12 protein-coding genes are annotated in these 15,401 nt (G+C 50.5%); 8 read left to right on the forward strand and 4 right to left on the reverse strand.

The window, feature by feature from the left end:
- The first annotated feature begins 85 nt into the window (after positions 1-85).
- The 7 genes from ACT53G_RS01925 (at position 86) to ACT53G_RS01955 (ending at position 8,769) form a co-directional block, all read left to right on the forward strand.
- Positions 86-1,543 carry a porin gene (locus ACT53G_RS01925; protein ID WP_476168549.1) on the forward strand — a complete coding sequence of 486 codons (1,458 nt, stop codon included), beginning with the start codon at positions 86-88 and terminating at the stop codon, positions 1,541-1,543.
- Positions 1,544-1,700: 157 nt separating this feature from the next.
- Positions 1,701-1,895: a YezD family protein gene (locus tag ACT53G_RS01930; protein WP_379077768.1), complete on the forward strand. Its 195-nt coding sequence runs from the start codon at positions 1,701-1,703 to the stop codon at positions 1,893-1,895.
- 60 nt (positions 1,896-1,955) lie between these two features.
- Positions 1,956-3,686 carry an alginate export family protein gene (locus tag ACT53G_RS01935; protein WP_476168550.1) on the forward strand — a complete coding sequence of 577 codons (1,731 nt, stop codon included), beginning with the start codon at positions 1,956-1,958 and terminating at the stop codon, positions 3,684-3,686.
- A gap of 14 nt (positions 3,687-3,700) precedes the next feature.
- Positions 3,701-4,708, forward strand: a complete 1,008-nt coding sequence (locus ACT53G_RS01940; protein WP_338657278.1) for a sulfate ABC transporter substrate-binding protein — start codon at positions 3,701-3,703, stop codon at positions 4,706-4,708.
- Between the two features lie 80 nt (positions 4,709-4,788).
- Entirely contained in the window at positions 4,789-5,067 is a 279-nt protein-coding gene (locus tag ACT53G_RS01945) for a DUF2325 domain-containing protein (protein WP_194747052.1), read from the forward strand.
- A 171-nt stretch (positions 5,068-5,238) separates the two neighbouring features.
- Positions 5,239-6,891, forward strand: a complete 1,653-nt coding sequence (locus ACT53G_RS01950; RefSeq protein WP_313984093.1) for a putative bifunctional diguanylate cyclase/phosphodiesterase — start codon at positions 5,239-5,241, stop codon at positions 6,889-6,891.
- Between the two features lie 246 nt (positions 6,892-7,137).
- Positions 7,138-8,769, forward strand: a complete 1,632-nt coding sequence (locus ACT53G_RS01955; protein WP_476168551.1) for an EAL domain-containing protein — start codon at positions 7,138-7,140, stop codon at positions 8,767-8,769.
- Between the two features lie 24 nt (positions 8,770-8,793).
- On the opposite strand, the gene ACT53G_RS01960 is transcribed toward ACT53G_RS01955, so the two are convergent.
- The 4 genes from ACT53G_RS01960 to epsC all read right to left on the reverse strand — a co-directional run bounded on the left by ACT53G_RS01960 (position 8,794) and on the right by epsC (position 14,050).
- A complete protein-coding gene (locus ACT53G_RS01960; RefSeq protein WP_313984098.1) occupies positions 8,794-10,113 on the reverse strand; it encodes a TAXI family TRAP transporter solute-binding subunit in 1,320 nt (439 codons plus the stop codon).
- 172 nt (positions 10,114-10,285) lie between these two features.
- On the reverse strand, positions 10,286-12,199 hold the full coding sequence (locus tag ACT53G_RS01965; RefSeq protein WP_476168552.1) for a family 2A encapsulin nanocompartment cargo protein cysteine desulfurase: 1,914 nt from the start codon (positions 12,197-12,199) through the stop codon (positions 10,286-10,288).
- Positions 12,186-13,100: a family 2A encapsulin nanocompartment shell protein gene (locus tag ACT53G_RS01970; RefSeq protein WP_194747048.1), complete on the reverse strand. Its 915-nt coding sequence runs from the start codon at positions 13,098-13,100 to the stop codon at positions 12,186-12,188. Before ACT53G_RS01970 ends, ACT53G_RS01965 begins: the two co-directional genes overlap by 14 nt.
- A 47-nt stretch (positions 13,101-13,147) precedes the next feature.
- A complete protein-coding gene (epsC, locus tag ACT53G_RS01975) occupies positions 13,148-14,050 on the reverse strand; it encodes a serine O-acetyltransferase EpsC (protein ID WP_476168553.1) in 903 nt (300 codons plus the stop codon).
- A gap of 321 nt (positions 14,051-14,371) precedes the next feature.
- On the opposite strand from epsC, the gene cysK reads away from it, so the two are divergent.
- Complete coding sequence (gene cysK / locus ACT53G_RS01980) at positions 14,372-15,358, forward strand: cysteine synthase A (protein WP_476168554.1); 987 nt, start codon at positions 14,372-14,374, stop codon at positions 15,356-15,358.
- The last annotated feature ends 43 nt before the right edge of the window (positions 15,359-15,401 follow it).

A 15,401-nucleotide genomic window follows, 5' to 3' on the forward strand; every position in this document is an offset into this window, starting at 1 on the left:
TATGTAAGGTTTGTCATTAAAGTGTCATATTTGTTCTTCAAAATACGCCCCGTTGTTTATAGAAATATTCAATCAGGGAAAATTTATGAATTCAAAATTACACCGCATTTTATCTGCGGCGTTGGCTGGTGGCTTGCTTGCAAGTTTATCACTGACCGCGATGGCAGACTCTACCGTTGATCTGGTGCAAGCACTCGTGTCAAAAGGCGTATTGACTGAAGAAGAAGGCGCCTTGCTCATGAAAGGCCGCGATAACGAAGTGGAAGTCCAGAAGAAAAAAGAAAAGAAAAACTGGACTAGCCGCGTGAATATCCGTGGTTACGTTCAAAACCGTGTGACCAAAATGATTGGTGATGACGGCGATAATCCAAGAAATCCTGTTGATTTATGGTCGGACCGCTCAGTTGGTACAGATTCATCAATCAACCCTGATAAGAATTTCTTGATCCGCCGAGCACGTATCATTGTTTTTGGTGATTATGGCGATCATTTGAGCTACTACATTCAACCAGACTTTGCTTCATCAGCCAGTGGCACTAACAACATTGCACAATTGCGTGATGCTTACGGTGACATCAATATTGATAAAGCCAAAGTACACCGCGTGCGTGTCGGTCAATCTAAAGTGCCTTATGGCTTTGAGAACTTGCAATCCTCTTCAAACCGTTTGGCGATGGATCGTGTTGATGCATTGAACAGTGCGGTTCGCGACGAGCGTGATACTGGTGCGTTCTATTACTACACACCAGAGAACGTTCAAGCTCTGTTTAAAGAGATTAACGACAAAGGGCTTAAGCACTCAGGTAATTACGGTATGTTGGCTTTAGGTCTATATAACGGTCAAGGTGCTAACCGTAGCGATGCGAACGATAATTATCATGTAGTGGCTCGTGCAACCTATCCTTGGAAAACTGAAACTGGCCAGATTTTTGAGGCGGGTATTCAAGGTTATCATGGCGAATATGTGCCTACAATTGGCCGTTATAACTCAGCATTTGGAACTGGATCTTCTTCGAGTGCACTTAGCAGCTCAACAGGGTTATCAACTGTAGCAGGTACTACTTCTGCTCAGCCTATTATTGGCTCCAAAAATGCCAAAGGTTTTGAAGATCAACGTGTAGGTGTGAGCTTTATTATGTACCCACAACCGTTTGGCCTCCAAGCAGAGTGGAACTGGGGTAACACTCCAGGCCTTGATGCAGCGCAGAACAGAATTGAAGATAAACATCTGCAAGGCGGTTATGTACAAGCCATGTACAAAATCGACAATTTCCAGTTCTTGGAAACAAATGGCACTTTAATTCCATTTATCAAATGGCAATATTTTGATGGTTATAACAAAGCCGAAACCAACGCCCCACAAAACCATGTTAACGATTGGGAGCTTGGCCTAGAGTGGCAATTGGCACCTGAAGTGGAAATTATGGCGGAGTACCACCGTATGAAACGTAACAACTTGGTAACTGGTAATCGTACAGGGACCCAGGATTATCAGAGCTTCACCGCCGATGCTCTGCGCGTACAGGTGCAGTACAACTTCTAACTTTTTTCGTACGAATCTCAGACTTAAATCCCGCAGTGATGCGGGATTTTTTTTACTCTTTATATAGTTAAATGTAATATAAAAATAACGAATAATTATTTTTTAAAATATAAATAGTCTGAAATAATGCCGTTCATTCAATGTGGTGAGAGGCAGCATGTCTACAGAACAACACAAAACTGATAGCGCAGCAGATTCCGCAGTGTTGGCGGTGGTTGCTTCCGCGATCACTGCGGTACAGCAGGATACTGGCTATGGTTCCATCGAAATCACGATACACGATGGCCGGGTGACGCAAATCGAGCGACGCGAAAAAGTCCGCTTTGATCATCAAACCAAATCCAAAAAGTAATTAATAGTTTAGTAAACACTGACCAGGCCGCTGGAAGTCATTCAATTTCGGGAGAATTACATGCAGTTTAAAAAAATTAGTCTCGCACTGGCGACCGCAAGCTTGTGGTGGTTGGGTGGGGGGGTAGCTTTGGCGGAAGAGGCACCGCTCGCTGAGACACAAGTAGAGGATACTGAGCAGCAGAAAAAGATCAAGGCACGCCTTGCAGAGATTAAGGCTGAGGAAAAGGCCGCTGCCAAAGCTGCAAATGGTTATTACGTTGAACGTCGCAGCTATGGCACACAAAAAGAAACCGAGCCACCTCGCTATGTCAGGCAGCTGAATAAAACCTGGCTTAAGGATTATGATTCCTTCGCTGATGTGGATTGGCTGGATATCGGCTTTGAACATCGTGCGCGTTTTGAAAGCCGCCAAAATGACTTCCGTCGTGCACAAGAAAACATTGATGAACCTATTTTGTTGCGTACACGGGCTTACCTGGGCTTGAAGAATATCCTGGATCCTTTCCGTTTTGCAGTGGAGGTGCAGGACTCCCGCCGGAATCACAGCGATTACAACGGTTTTAGCGACCCGCGAATTTCTAATGACCCCAAAGATATCGACCATGCGGACTTCATCCAAGGCTACTTGGAGCTCTATTTTAAAGAGAGCATTTTTGGCAAAGATGATTTAGGCAATAGCCGTCCATTTTGGGTGCGCGGTGGCCGCTTGGCCTGGGAAGATCTGGATCGTCGTTTGATTGCGCGTAACGAGTGGCGTAACACGACGAACTCATTCCAGGGTATACGCGCCAATATCGGTGAAAAGAAAAATGACTGGCAACTGGAAGCCTTCGCAGTGCAACCGGTACAACGGTTTGCTAATCAATTAGATCAAGTTGATCATGCCCAGCACTTTTATGGCTTGGTAGGTGATTGGCGTGGCTGGTCTGAGTACGTCACCATTCAGCCATACTACTTTTACTTGAAGCAGGATGGTAGCAGGGTCAAGTATGACGGCAATGGTGTGGAGTACGCTAATCGTGCCTGGTATAACGCGGTAAGACAGGCACAGGCACAAGTGGATCGCGAAATTAGTACGGGTGGTATTCGCGTTTTCGGCATCTTGCCTGGCACACAGTGGGACTTTGATGTGAGCTATAACAAGCAGTGGGGGCATGTACAACGCTTTGTGACGAGCAGCGCGCAATCACTCTCTTTAGCTAATGGCCGGTATATTACTGTTGATCAAGATGCTTATGCCTACAACGCTGAGGTCGGGTATACCTTTAACAAACATCTTTGGAAACCCCGTTTTAGTGCTTCTTACGGTGTAGCGACTGGTGATCATGTTTCTGGCGGTAGTAGTTCCAGAGACACCTCAGACAATCAGGGCTTTGATCGCTTGTTTGGTTTTGCCCGTCCCTGGTCTAACAATGACTACATTCAAATGAACAATATTCGTGCGACCAAAGTGCGGGCAGAGTTCGATCCTAAAGTCCCATTTTTGGAGAATGTAAAGGTTGATACAGGCTTTAGCTGGTATCGATTGGATGATGCAACCGCCAGCTGGTCTGCTGGGAGTAACTTACAAGATGTCAGTGGTCGCTCTGGGACAGATTTGGGTAAGGAGGTTGATTTGAGAATTCGCTTCCCCTTGAATCAGTACGCCTCACTTAATTTAGGCTACGCACACTTCTGGGCCGGTGATTTTGTCAAAGATGCAATCAAGATTGCTTCAAACAACAATGACCCTACGCGCTCACTGAGCTCAGACTTTTTCTACACAGAATTGACCCTGCTAGGCTTCTAGCTTAAAGGATATACATGAAACTTCATCAAAAAATTAAGCAGCTATTTGTCGTTGCGACCTTCGTTGCCCCGTTGGCAGTTTGGGCGGCCGATGTGAATCTGCTCAATGTGTCTTACGACCCGACGCGTGAGTTGTATCAAGACTACAACGAAGCCTTTGCCAAATATTGGAAAGCCAAGACGGGCGACAACGTCATCGTCAAGCAGTCACATGGAGGCTCTGGCAAGCAGGCACGTTCCGTCATTGATGGCCTGCAGGCCGATGTGGTGACGCTGGCGTTGTCTTATGACATTGACGAGATTGGCAGCAAAGGCCGTTTGTTTGGCCCGGACTGGCAGAAACGTCTGCCGCACAACAGTTCGCCTTATACCTCGACCATTGTGTTTCTGGTGCGTAAAGGCAACCCGAAAAACATCAAGGACTGGAGTGACTTGGTGAAACCAGGCACCTCGGTGATTACCCCTAACCCCAAAACTTCTGGTGGGGCGCGTTGGAATTACCTGGCAGCCTACGGTTATGCGCTCAAGCAAAACAATAACGACGAGGCGAAAGCCAAAGAGTTTTTGAAAAAACTGTTTAAAAACGTGCCGGTGTTAGATAGCGGTGCGCGTGGCGCAACCACGACCTTTGTGGAGCGTGGTATTGGCGATGTGTTGCTGGCTTGGGAAAACGAGGCTTTCCTCGCGCTCAAGGAGCTGGGGCCGGACAAGTTTGATTTGGTCGTGCCTTCACTGTCTATTCTGGCGGAGCCACCAGTGACTGTAGTCGACAAGAATGCCAAGCGTCATGGCACTGAAGCGGTATCCAAAGCCTATCTGGAATACTTGTACAGTGAAGAGGGCCAGGAAATTGCAGCCAAAAACTATTATCGTCCGACGCTGGAATCTGTGGCTAAAAAATACGAAAAACAGTTCCCTAAAGTCAATTTGATCAAGATTGACGAGGCGTTTGGCGGTTGGCAAAAGGCGCAGAAAACACACTTTGCCGATGGTGGTGTGTTCGACGAGATTTACCAGAAGTAAGCATTGAAATTCAGCAGTTCATTTTAGAAAAAGGCATTTACCCAATGCCTTTTTCTTTCTCTACAACAGGAGAATGTTTCATGTCAAAAGCATTAGTCATTGGTGGTGACCGTATCGAGGGCATCAAGCAGGTGTTGCACGCACAGGGGATTGATAAAATTGATCACTGGACAGGGAGAAAACCCGGCGACGTCAAGCGCGAGTTACCTGTTAACGTCAACGTGATTGTGCTGGTCACTGGCTGGCTCAATCATTCCATGATGTACCGCATCAAGCATGTCGCACATAAGCGCGGACTCAAAGTCGTTTATACCCGTAACAGTGCCGATGGCATGCAGCGTGTATTAGAAGCGGCTTGATTCGTGCGTGGTGATTGCGCGCAGCGAGACCAGCTTATTTTAAATCTGCTCTAAATATATCCCCTTTATTGACCGTTAAAACAGGTAAGTTTTAAGGTTTAATGACATTGCTCACACATGTTTTTTAACATGTGCGCAACATTGAGTCGTCAAGGTTTTTAAGGGTTGATAATGAGTCAGAACGGGATTGGCGAGCTGGCGGCGCCACTCAACGAAAACACCACACAGCGGCAGTTTATGCGGCATCGTCTTGTCCGAAAGGTACAAGACAATACGCATTTTCTGGCGATGACCAGCATGGTGTGCGGCTTGTTAGGCTTTCCTCATTATTTGCTGGATGTAGATAACAATATCTGGCTCGCGCAATTGTTGACTTACCTGACCTTTATTCTGGTCAGCTACAATCTGCTACTCGAAAATGGCCGCAACAACCTGGCCATGTTGACCATGTCACTGGTGACCATCAGTTTGTTCGTGGTACAACTGTCACCTTATGCCGCCGATTTTAACGATACCGCCAGCATCTTGCGTGCCTCAGGCCAAACCGGCCTGCATGCGCCTTCCAATAGTTGGGAGTTTATTGCCGGTGGTGTGTTGGCCTGTCTGATTGCAGTCTCCTATCTTTTCCAGCGGCATCATTATGTTGCTGCCAGTCAGGGCATGCTGTGTATTGCGGTCATGATTCCTTTGATTCCGTTGCTAGGGTTGCTCTGCGGCATTGCCAACCCTTATGGTGTGATGTCCCCGCTGACCACCTTGAGCGGCATGCTCTGTGCGTTTGGCTTGCTCGCCAAGCAGGCGTCGCACCCGCCCATGAGTTACTTGTTGCTGATGGACGATACCGGTAAACAGATTCGCTCCAGTATCTTGTTGTTAAGTATCTGCGCCATTTTGCTGGCGAGGGCCGGTGTGATGTTTGGCGACAATATGCGCGGCTTGCCCCTCGTGGTGCTGGTTTCCTTGATCGCCATCATTTATACCCTGTCGGTGACTTATTATCACCAGGGGCAGGTCAGCGAAAAGGTACTGCCCGCAACCGATATGGATTTCGCCAGCCAGGTCGAGACCGCGCTGGATAATCAGCAGTTTTTTATGATGTATCAGCCGCAGGTCGATTTTAAGACGGGCAAACTGAAAGGGGTGGAAGCCTTAGTTCGCTGGCGCCATCCTGAAAAAGGCATTATTTCCCCGGAGAAATTCATTCGGGTGGCTGAGTTGACCGGGTTGATTGTGCCTTTGGGCAAATGGATCATGCAAACGGCCTGTGCACAGGCCGCTCAGTGGAAGGATCATCCGGTGCTGGGCAAGATAGAGGTGTCTGTCAATGTCTCTGCATTGCAACTTAAGTCTGGCACTTTGGTAGAAGAAATCATGCAGATTCTGCAAGACACCGGGCTCGCGCCAGAACGGCTGGTGATTGAGTTGACCGAAAGCTCTTTTGTACAGGATGACGGCGAGAATGCGCGTCTGATGCATCAGCTCAAAGAAGCAGGCATTAAACTGGCGATTGATGATTTTGGGACTGGCTATTCCTGCCTCTCTTATTTGCGTGATATTCCGGGCGATTATCTCAAGGTAGACCGTTCATTCGTGATGGAGCTGCCTGGTCACAATAAAGCAGAAGCCGTGATTCAGGCGATCGTCAGCCTGGGCAAAAGCCTGGATTACCGCATTATTGCCGAAGGGGTAGAAACCCAGGCACAGGCTGATTTCCTCAAGTCAATCGGCTGCGATATTGTGCAAGGCTTTTTGTATGCCAAACCCCTTGAAGCCGATGCGCTGCCACAATGGGTCTCTGTGGCACAACCTGAAACGCTCACCTGATTTGCATTGACTGATCATGACTTGACCTGCCATGGTCAGGACTTTTTCCCTCGTTTAGCTTGCTTCCACTCTGCTATAAAAACTATCTGTTTTATAGCGAATAACTCATGAGTATCAATTAATTTGATATAAAGAGTAGAAATGTGCCATTTTATTTTACTTTGGTATCTATTTGTTTCGCCTATAGTGAATGACATGGCCTGTGCCCGCACAGGATCAGAATAGATCAAGATTAGGGGGAGCACTATGTCAGTTTCCAGTATTGACTGGTCTACTGAGCGTCATCACGCAACTTCAACACAGCAGTTATATATGCGGCACCGGTTTTTAAGAACGGTGCAAAAGTTTGCTCCCTGGCTGGCAATTGTCAGTATTGTCACTGTGTTGTGGGGACTACCGTTTTTGCCAGTACACTCTGCGGCAAGCCTGTTTTTACTGCAAAGCAGTGCGTACCTGATCTTTATGCTCGCCAGCCTGGGGGTGGTGTACCAGACCTGGCATCAAAAGCGCGTGATTGGCGTCCTGATCCTGATTGTCGCTGCCGGTTTTCTGTGCCAGCTCTATCTCAGAAGCAGTGTCCTCTCATTCAACAACGGCTGGGCGACACTCGTCACATTCTCCAGTGACCAGCAGGGTAATCTGGTTTTTGATCTGGGCATGGCCTTGTTGGTGTTGCTGGCAGCTGTGCTGCATCATCGCCATTGCAATCGCGCCAGCCAGGTCTTGCTGAGTATTGCCGTTTTGATGCCGGTCACCGGCTTGCTGGCCTGGGCCTATCATATTCCGCACGCTTACGGTCAGCTCTCACTGTTGACCACTATTGGTGGCTCGCTGTGTGCGGCGGCCTTGCTGGCAAGGCAGATCACCGCTACCCCCATGAGTTACCTGTTATTGCTGGATGACACTGGCAAGCATCTGAGATGGATCGTCTGCATCTTGATTACATGCGCGATTGTTTTGGGAGGGGTGGGTGTTTTTTTTGATAACGATCTTCGCCTGACGCCCATCATTATCACTGCTGCACTGATTTTAATCATCATTGTGATGACTTTGACCTATTATCACAAAGGGGTGATGCATGAGCAGGTGTTGCCCCCAGAAGACCTGGCTTTTGCCAGTGAACTGGAGGCTGCGATTGCGCAAGAAGCGTTTTATCTGGTGTATCAACCGCAGCTGGATTTTGAGACCGGCAAACTGGTGGGCGTTGAAGCCCTGATTCGCTGGCAACATCCCGAGCGTGGGGTCGTGTCGCCGAATCAGTTTATCGGTGTGGCCGAGTTGACCGGGCTGATTGTGCCCATGGGTGCCTGGGTACTCAAAGCCGCGTGTACACAAGCGGCCTCCTGGACTACCGGTGAATTGAGTCGGGCCAAAGTCTCGGTTAACGTCTCCCCCTTGCAGTTAAATACTCCCTGTTTTGCCGAGTATGTGTTGCTGGTACTGCAAGAGACTGGTCTGGCGCCTGAGCGCCTGGTAATCGAGCTGACCGAGAGTGCGTTTATTCATGCCGACTGCACGGGCAACGAGCGCCTGCAAAAACTCAAACAGCACGGCATTAAACTGGCGATTGATGACTTTGGCACCGGTTATTCCTGCCTGGCTTATTTGCGTGATATTCCGGGGGATTACCTGAAAGTGGATAGGTCTTTTGTCAATGACATTCCGGGCAAAGAGCGCTCAGAGGCGGTGATCAGTGCCATTGTGGTCTTGGGCAAAAACCTGCATTACCAGATTGTGGCCGAGGGGGTGGAAACCGAAGCCCAGGCAGATTATCTGAAGGCGCTGGGCTGTGATTTTGTGCAGGGCTTTTTATATGCCAAGCCGATGACCGCACAGGCCTTGCAAGACTGGATGCGCAATCGGGCAGACCTTGCCTGAGCTTTGCACGTTTAAGGCTTGTGCCTAAAACGTGCGCTGATTAAGTTTGGAGCGAACCAGCTCAATATGCGCACGCAACTCGTAGGCATATTGTGAAAAAGGCACCGGTAGCTTGACGTTGACCACCTTGGTTTCAATTTCATTGAGTTTATCCAGGCACTGACGGACATCTTCAGCCGATTTGATCTCTTGCAGCTGGGTATCCAGAAAGCGTAGCTCGCCGTAATAACGGAACAGTTTGCGCTTGACCAGCCACACATACACCATCGGGATAATTTTGGTGAGCGGGATCAGCAACGCCAACAAAGGCAAAATCACAATCAGCGTGCGATTAACAAAGGTGGCTGCCCAAAATGGCAGGTATTTATCAATAATCGGCAGGCCGGATTTGTAGAAATTCAGCGCCTGCGTGCTGATCGGAAAATCCGTATCCTTGGCAGAAGGGAATTCTCCCTTGCCGTTAAACATGCTTGGGCCACCATGCACTTCGGCAATCACTTTCATCATCAGGTAAATCAGCGCCGGATGCATGCTGTCCTTGATCACCAGCGTCGCGGTTGGCGCCACCAGATGCACATCGTGGCTGGGAATATTGCGCGCCAGGTCCATGGCGCCTTCTGGCAGCACCAGGTGATGCATAAACGCAAACTTGCGTGAAAAGGCTTCAGCGGTGTCCATACTTACCATGGTCAGATGCTTGTCTGCAATGAGCTCGCGGACCAGGCTTGAGTTGGCAACATCCACAAAAAAAGCGGCATCGAGCTTGCCTGACTGCAGGGCCGCCACTGCTTCTTCGGCACCTATGGTGACCAAGGTGCTGTTGCTGGCATTGATGCCACTTTCAGTCAACAGCGTATTTGCCAGAAAATGACTGCCGCTGCCTGGATAGCCGACGCCGATGCGTTTGCCTTTGAGGGCCGATAAATGGGTGGTTTCGGTTTTGCCGCGGCAAAAAATCCACACCGGCTGGTAGTACAGGCTGCCCAATGACAACAGTGAGCCTGCGCCTTCACTATGCGCCATGCCATCTTGAATGAATGCAATATCTACGTTGGAGTCAGGGTCCTTGAGCAAACGCAGGTTTTCATCATCCCCTGCCGTTTTGCGTATCTGCAGATGAATGCCTTCTTTTTTAAGATAGACGCCATAAATCGCGGCAAACGCATTGTAATTGAGGTCCGCTTCGCCGGTGGCAATCACAATATTGCGTGGGGGCGCAGGGTCTATGAATTTGTAAGCAAAAAACAGCGCCAGGCAAATGAGCAGGAAGGAGGGGAGCGTGGCTTCCAGCATTTCGCGGGTGAAGATGGCGGTAAATTTGTTGTTGCGCGGATCAAATTTCATCGGTTACCTGGCGTCTGGTTATAAAAATCGCACTCACAGCGAGCTGTGCATTGCGATTCTACAGAGGCTTGCCGCGAATGTCACAATCTTGGCGGGCAACATAAAAACAATCCCCAGCCTTGGCAACGCGCACGCTGCACTGGCAGGGGATGAGCTATGTTACGCGGCTAGACTAGGCGTGATAGGACGCCAAGCGCTGTAACACCGCAATCATGCGGTCGATTTCATCATAAGTGTTGTAAAACGCCAGTGACGGCCGTATGGTGGTTTCAACACCAAAGCGACGCAAAATCGGCTGTGCACAATGATGGCCAGAACGCACGGCGATGCCTTCTTCATTGAGCGCTGCGCCTACCTCTTCGCTTTGATAGCCCTTGAGTGCAAAAGACAGCACACTGGCCTTATGTTTGGCTGTCCCGATCAGGCGCAGATTGGGGATCTGGCACATGGCTGCCGTGGCATACTCCAGCAGGGCATGCTCATAGGCGGCGATATTTTCGATGCCTAGCCGTTCCACATACTGCAAGGCGGCACCTAATCCTACCGCATCGGCGATATTACCAGTGCCTGCTTCAAATTTGGCCGGGGCCGCGTGATACACCGTTTTTTCAAAGGTGACATCTTGTATCATGTTGCCGCCGCCTTGCCAGGCAGGCATGTCTTGCAGCACGTCCGCTTTGCCATACAAGGCACCAATGCCGGTGGGGCCAAAGATTTTGTGCCCGGAGAACACAAAAAAGTCAGTATCCAGCGTTTGTACATCGGTCCGCATGTGTGACACCGATTGCGCGCCATCCAGTAGCACTTTTGCGCCCGCCCTGTGAGCCATTGCAATCATTTCCTGAGCAGGCGTGACCGTCCCCAACGCATTTGATACCTGGGTAAATGACACCAGCTTGGTTTTTGCCGTCAGCAGTTTCTGGTATTCCTCCAGCAGAATCTGGCCACTGTCATCCACCGGGATCACTTTCAGCACCGCCCCCGTTTCCTGACACAATTGCTGCCAGGGCACGATATTGGCGTGATGTTCCAGATGTGAGACCACAATTTCATCGCCTTGCCCCAGATGTTTTTTGCCCCAGGTTTTTGCGACCAGGTTAATCGCTTCCGTGGTCCCGCGTACAAAAATGACCTGATTCACCGAGGGCGCATTGATAAAACGACGCACGGTTTCGCGCGCTTCTTCATACGCATCCGTCGCGCGCGCGGCCAGCGCATGGGCGGCCCGGTGAATATTGGAGTTTTCGTGCTGGTAAAAATAACTCACGCGGTCGATGACGACTTGTGGTTTTTGTGTGGTCGCCGCATTGTCAAACCAGACCAACTGGCGGCCATTCACCCGCTCATTGAGGATGGGAAAGTCACGCCGTACCGCATGCACATCGAATGCCGGATGCGCGGAAGCTGGCAGGCTGCCCGTCAACCCGGGTTCGGCTTGCAAAAAGTAAAACGATTGCGCGCCAGCTACCGGCGGTTTAGCCGCAGTTTGGGAGGAGGCCGCAGACGGTGGGGACTGTATTGCACCTGCCCCCAGCCAGCGATCCAGCTCCTGCTGGTAAGGAATCTCAATGCCCGTCCCGGCAAATGAGCCAGGGGTCAGAAAAGCAGCCTCGGGCTGCAATACATTCAGGTGGGCCGGATGGTTATGTAACGGGTCGCTACCCAAGGCTTCAATGCCAGGCACATACGTGAGCTGCTGCGCTTGCGCCTGCTGGGTGACGGGTTGCGCCTGCGTTTGCGCATAACTCGGTGAGGCCACACCGCCTGTGCCACCCACATTGACCAGCTTGGTGGTCAATGAGTCTGTAGGCGGGACAGATGGCTGTGGGGCATGCGAAGCCGCCAACGATTGCGCCAGGTCTGCTGCCGCAAACGGTGCCGTCGCCGGAAACCCTTCAGCGTAGAGGTCGTTGACCAGTTGCGTCAGCGTGGCGGTATCCAGCACACCTGTGTTTTCCAGTTCGCGTCCTACACCCAGCGCAGCAGTCATCTTGGGATGCTCACCCGGCAATGAGGCCAAGATGGCCTCAGGCTCAAAACTGGCGCCATCAGTTAAAGTCAGGCCGAATGAATTACTTGTAGTCATAGTAATGATCAACTCCAACATCTTCCAGGACGGCAATCGCGTCTTCGGTCAGCACGGCCAGTGAGCAATACAGCGAGACCAGGTAAGAAGCAATCGCTTTATGGTTGATGCCCATAAAACGTACTGACAGGCCCATGGTTTGCTGGCCTGGCAAGTTCGGTTGATACAAGCCGATCACGCCTTGCTTGCTCTCGCCTACACGCAGCAGCAAGATTTTGGATTTGCCGTTGACGATAGGCAGTTTGTCGCTAGGAATCAGCGGAACGCCACGCCAGGTCAAGAACTGTGAGCCGAATAAGGAAACGGTTGGGGGTGGCACGCCACGGCGGGTGCACTCACGGCCAAAGGCGGCAATTGCTTTCGGGTGCGCCAGGAAAAACGCAGGTTCTTTCCAGACTTTGGTCAGCAGCTCATCCAGATCATCCGGTGTTGGGTAACCATTACGGGTTTTGATGGTTTGTGATTTGGCCACATTGTTGAGCAGGCCGTACTCTTTGTTGTTGATCAGTTCGCTTTCCTGGCGCTCTTTGACTACTTCAATAGTCAGGCGCAGTTGCTCTTTGATCTGGTTGTGCGGGCTGCTATACAGGTCAGACACGCGGGTATGCACATCGACCACGGTATTCACCGCGTTCAACACATACTCGCGGCCCCATTCTTCATAATCGACAAAGGTTGCTGGCAGTTCTTTTTCATCTTTGTTGGAGCAGTCGACAGTAATGGCGTTGGGGTCTTTGGCCTTGTTGACGCGGTAAATACCGGCTTCTACCGGTACCCAGTTGAGCAAATGCACCAGCCAGCGAGGGCTGATGGTGCTGAGCATGGGCACCGATTTGGTAGCATTGGCAAGCGTGCGGGCAGCGACATCGCCCAAAGCGCTTTGAAAAGGTTGTTCTGACATAAGGTCTCCTTAAAGTGCAACTATGAATAGGTTGCAATAGTTAAAAATCAAGCGGCAGCCGGAATCGGTTTGGCATCCGAATGCGCTTGTGTGAGGTGACTGTTGGCAGGCACGCTGCGCGTAACCCAGACATTGCCGCCAATAATCGAATATTTTCCTATGGTGATACGGCCCAGAATGGTGGCCCCGGCATACACCACCACGTAATCCTCCAGAATGGGGTGGCGTTCAAATTTCTTCACCAGATGGCCATTGGCATCTTTGGGAAAGTTCTTTGCACCCAGGGTGACTGCCTGGTAAAGGCGGACGTGGTTACCAATAATCGCCGTCTCACCTATGACCACGCCGGTGCCATGATCAATAAAAAAGTAATCACCGATACGTGCGCCGGGGTGGATATCAATGCCGGTTTGCGAATGGGCAATTTCGGTGATCAGGCGTGCCGTAATGGTCAAGCCCAAGCGATGTAAAACATGCGCCAGCCGGTAATGAATCAGCGCCAGAATGCCGGGATAGCTGACCAGAATTTCATCCACGCTGTCCGCCGCCGGATCCCCTTGATAAGCGGCTTCGAGATCGGTATCCAGTTGCTGGCGAATCGCAGGCAATTGCTCGGCAAAGGTTTGCGTGAGGGCATGTGATTGTGCATTGAACTGGCTGGCGGCGGTCCCCGGCGCTTTAAACGCAAGCTCAAGACGGATTTGTTGCTGCAATTCACGCAGAGCTTTATCCAGCGTGGTCCCCACATAAAAGTTAATGGCATGTGGCTGAATGTCTGAATCACCCAGACGGTTGGGGAATAGCGCCGCAGCTAGGCCTTCCACGCACTTGGCCAGCACTTTACGTGAAGGCAGCTTGGGTGGTTGCGTCAAGCGCTGGCGTTGTTGCAATGCATGTTCGCGGATGCCCGCCAGTTGTTGCACGATGTGCTCGATGGCAATTTCTTGCATCGTGGATTCCTTGTCATGGTAAGTACGCGATTGCTGACAACAGACGAAAAAAAAGCCAGTGGCCCCGGCGGGTCACTGGCTTCCAGTTGTCTGGTCAGCATGAATCTTTGCTCACTATAAAACACTCTTTCGTGATTGAACAGGGTAAAGCCTAGAATCATTTATTATTTTATTATCAGTATTTGTTATTTAAAGCAGTTTTAAAATAACCGAAAAGGTAGGGTTATAACTATTAAATATATTTATCCAACAAAATGTTATTTTTAATTTATTTCAGCGCTTTTTAAACTACAGTCACTGTTTTTATTTGAAGAGCGCTTTATGTCACACTGGTTTAATGACAATGCACAGTCCATCGGCAATACGCCCTTAGTGCGCCTGAACCGCCTGACCGCCCCTGGTCAGGCCACCATTTTTGCCAAAATAGAAGGCCGCAACCCGGCCTATTCTGTCAAGTGCCGCATCGGTGCGGCTATGATCTGGGATGCAGAACAAAAAGGCTTGCTGGGTCCTGGGAAAGAAATCGTAGAGCCTACCAGCGGCAATACCGGCATCGCGCTGGCCTTTGTGGCTGCGGCACGGGGCATCCCCATTACCTTAACCATGCCGGAAACCATGAGCCTGGAGCGGCGCAAATTGCTGATTGCTTATGGCGCCAAGCTGGTACTGACCGAGGGCGCCAAAGGCATGAAAGGCGCCGTGGCCAAGGCAGAAGAAATTGCCGCCGCGGATCCAGCACGTTATGTGTTGTTGCAACAGTTCAAAAATCCGGCCAATCCAGCCATTCATGAACAAACCACAGGCCCTGAGATCTGGCGCGATACCAATGGCGAGGTGGATATTCTGGTTTCAGGGGTGGGCACCGGCGGCACCATTACCGGTGTTTCCCGCTATTTCAAACAGACGCAGCATAAGAACATCCTCTCTGTTGCGGTAGAGCCGGCCGCCAGTCCGGTGTTGACACGGTTTAGGGCAGGGCAAGCACTCGCGCCGGCACCGCACAAAATTCAAGGCATAGGCGCAGGTTTTGTGCCGGATATCCTGGATTTAAGTCTGGTGGATGACATTGCACAAGTGACCAATGAAGAAGCGATTGCATTCGCCAGAAGACTGGCACGCGAGGAGGGCATTCTGGCCGGCATTTCCTGCGGGGCGGCGGTCGCGGTAGCGGTCAGGTATGCGGCTCTGCCTGAGCATGCGGGTAAACACATCGTGGTGATTTTGCCGGATTCCGGCGAGCGCTATTTGAGTTCAGTGTTGTTTGACGGCATATTTGACGAGCAAGGGCTCAGTGTGCCAGCCGCTTAAATTGCTCGCTGTTTCCCGCTTTTCGCCTTGCTGCGACCATGCG

The organism is Methylophilus sp. DMC18 (assembly GCF_056314005.1).

Excerpts from the sequence above, each read along its gene's own strand:
- ACT53G_RS01925 (WP_476168549.1), top strand. The coding sequence starts at position 86 with ATGAATTCAAAATTACACCGCATTTTATCTGCGGCGTTGGCTGGTGGC.
- ACT53G_RS01930 (WP_379077768.1), top strand. The coding sequence starts at position 1,701 with ATGTCTACAGAACAACACAAAACTGATAGCGCAGCAGATTCCGCAGTG.
- ACT53G_RS01935 (WP_476168550.1), top strand. The coding sequence starts at position 1,956 with ATGCAGTTTAAAAAAATTAGTCTCGCACTGGCGACCGCAAGCTTGTGG.
- ACT53G_RS01940 (WP_338657278.1), top strand. The coding sequence starts at position 3,701 with ATGAAACTTCATCAAAAAATTAAGCAGCTATTTGTCGTTGCGACCTTC.
- ACT53G_RS01945 (WP_194747052.1), top strand. The coding sequence starts at position 4,789 with ATGTCAAAAGCATTAGTCATTGGTGGTGACCGTATCGAGGGCATCAAG.
- ACT53G_RS01950 (WP_313984093.1), top strand. The coding sequence starts at position 5,239 with ATGAGTCAGAACGGGATTGGCGAGCTGGCGGCGCCACTCAACGAAAAC.
- ACT53G_RS01955 (WP_476168551.1), top strand. The coding sequence starts at position 7,138 with ATGTCAGTTTCCAGTATTGACTGGTCTACTGAGCGTCATCACGCAACT.
- ACT53G_RS01960 (WP_313984098.1), bottom strand. The coding sequence starts at position 10,113 with ATGAAATTTGATCCGCGCAACAACAAATTTACCGCCATCTTCACCCGC.
- ACT53G_RS01965 (WP_476168552.1), bottom strand. The coding sequence starts at position 12,199 with ATGACTACAAGTAATTCATTCGGCCTGACTTTAACTGATGGCGCCAGT.
- ACT53G_RS01970 (WP_194747048.1), bottom strand. The coding sequence starts at position 13,100 with ATGTCAGAACAACCTTTTCAAAGCGCTTTGGGCGATGTCGCTGCCCGC.
- epsC (WP_476168553.1), bottom strand. The coding sequence starts at position 14,050 with ATGCAAGAAATTGCCATCGAGCACATCGTGCAACAACTGGCGGGCATC.
- cysK (WP_476168554.1), top strand. The coding sequence starts at position 14,372 with ATGTCACACTGGTTTAATGACAATGCACAGTCCATCGGCAATACGCCC.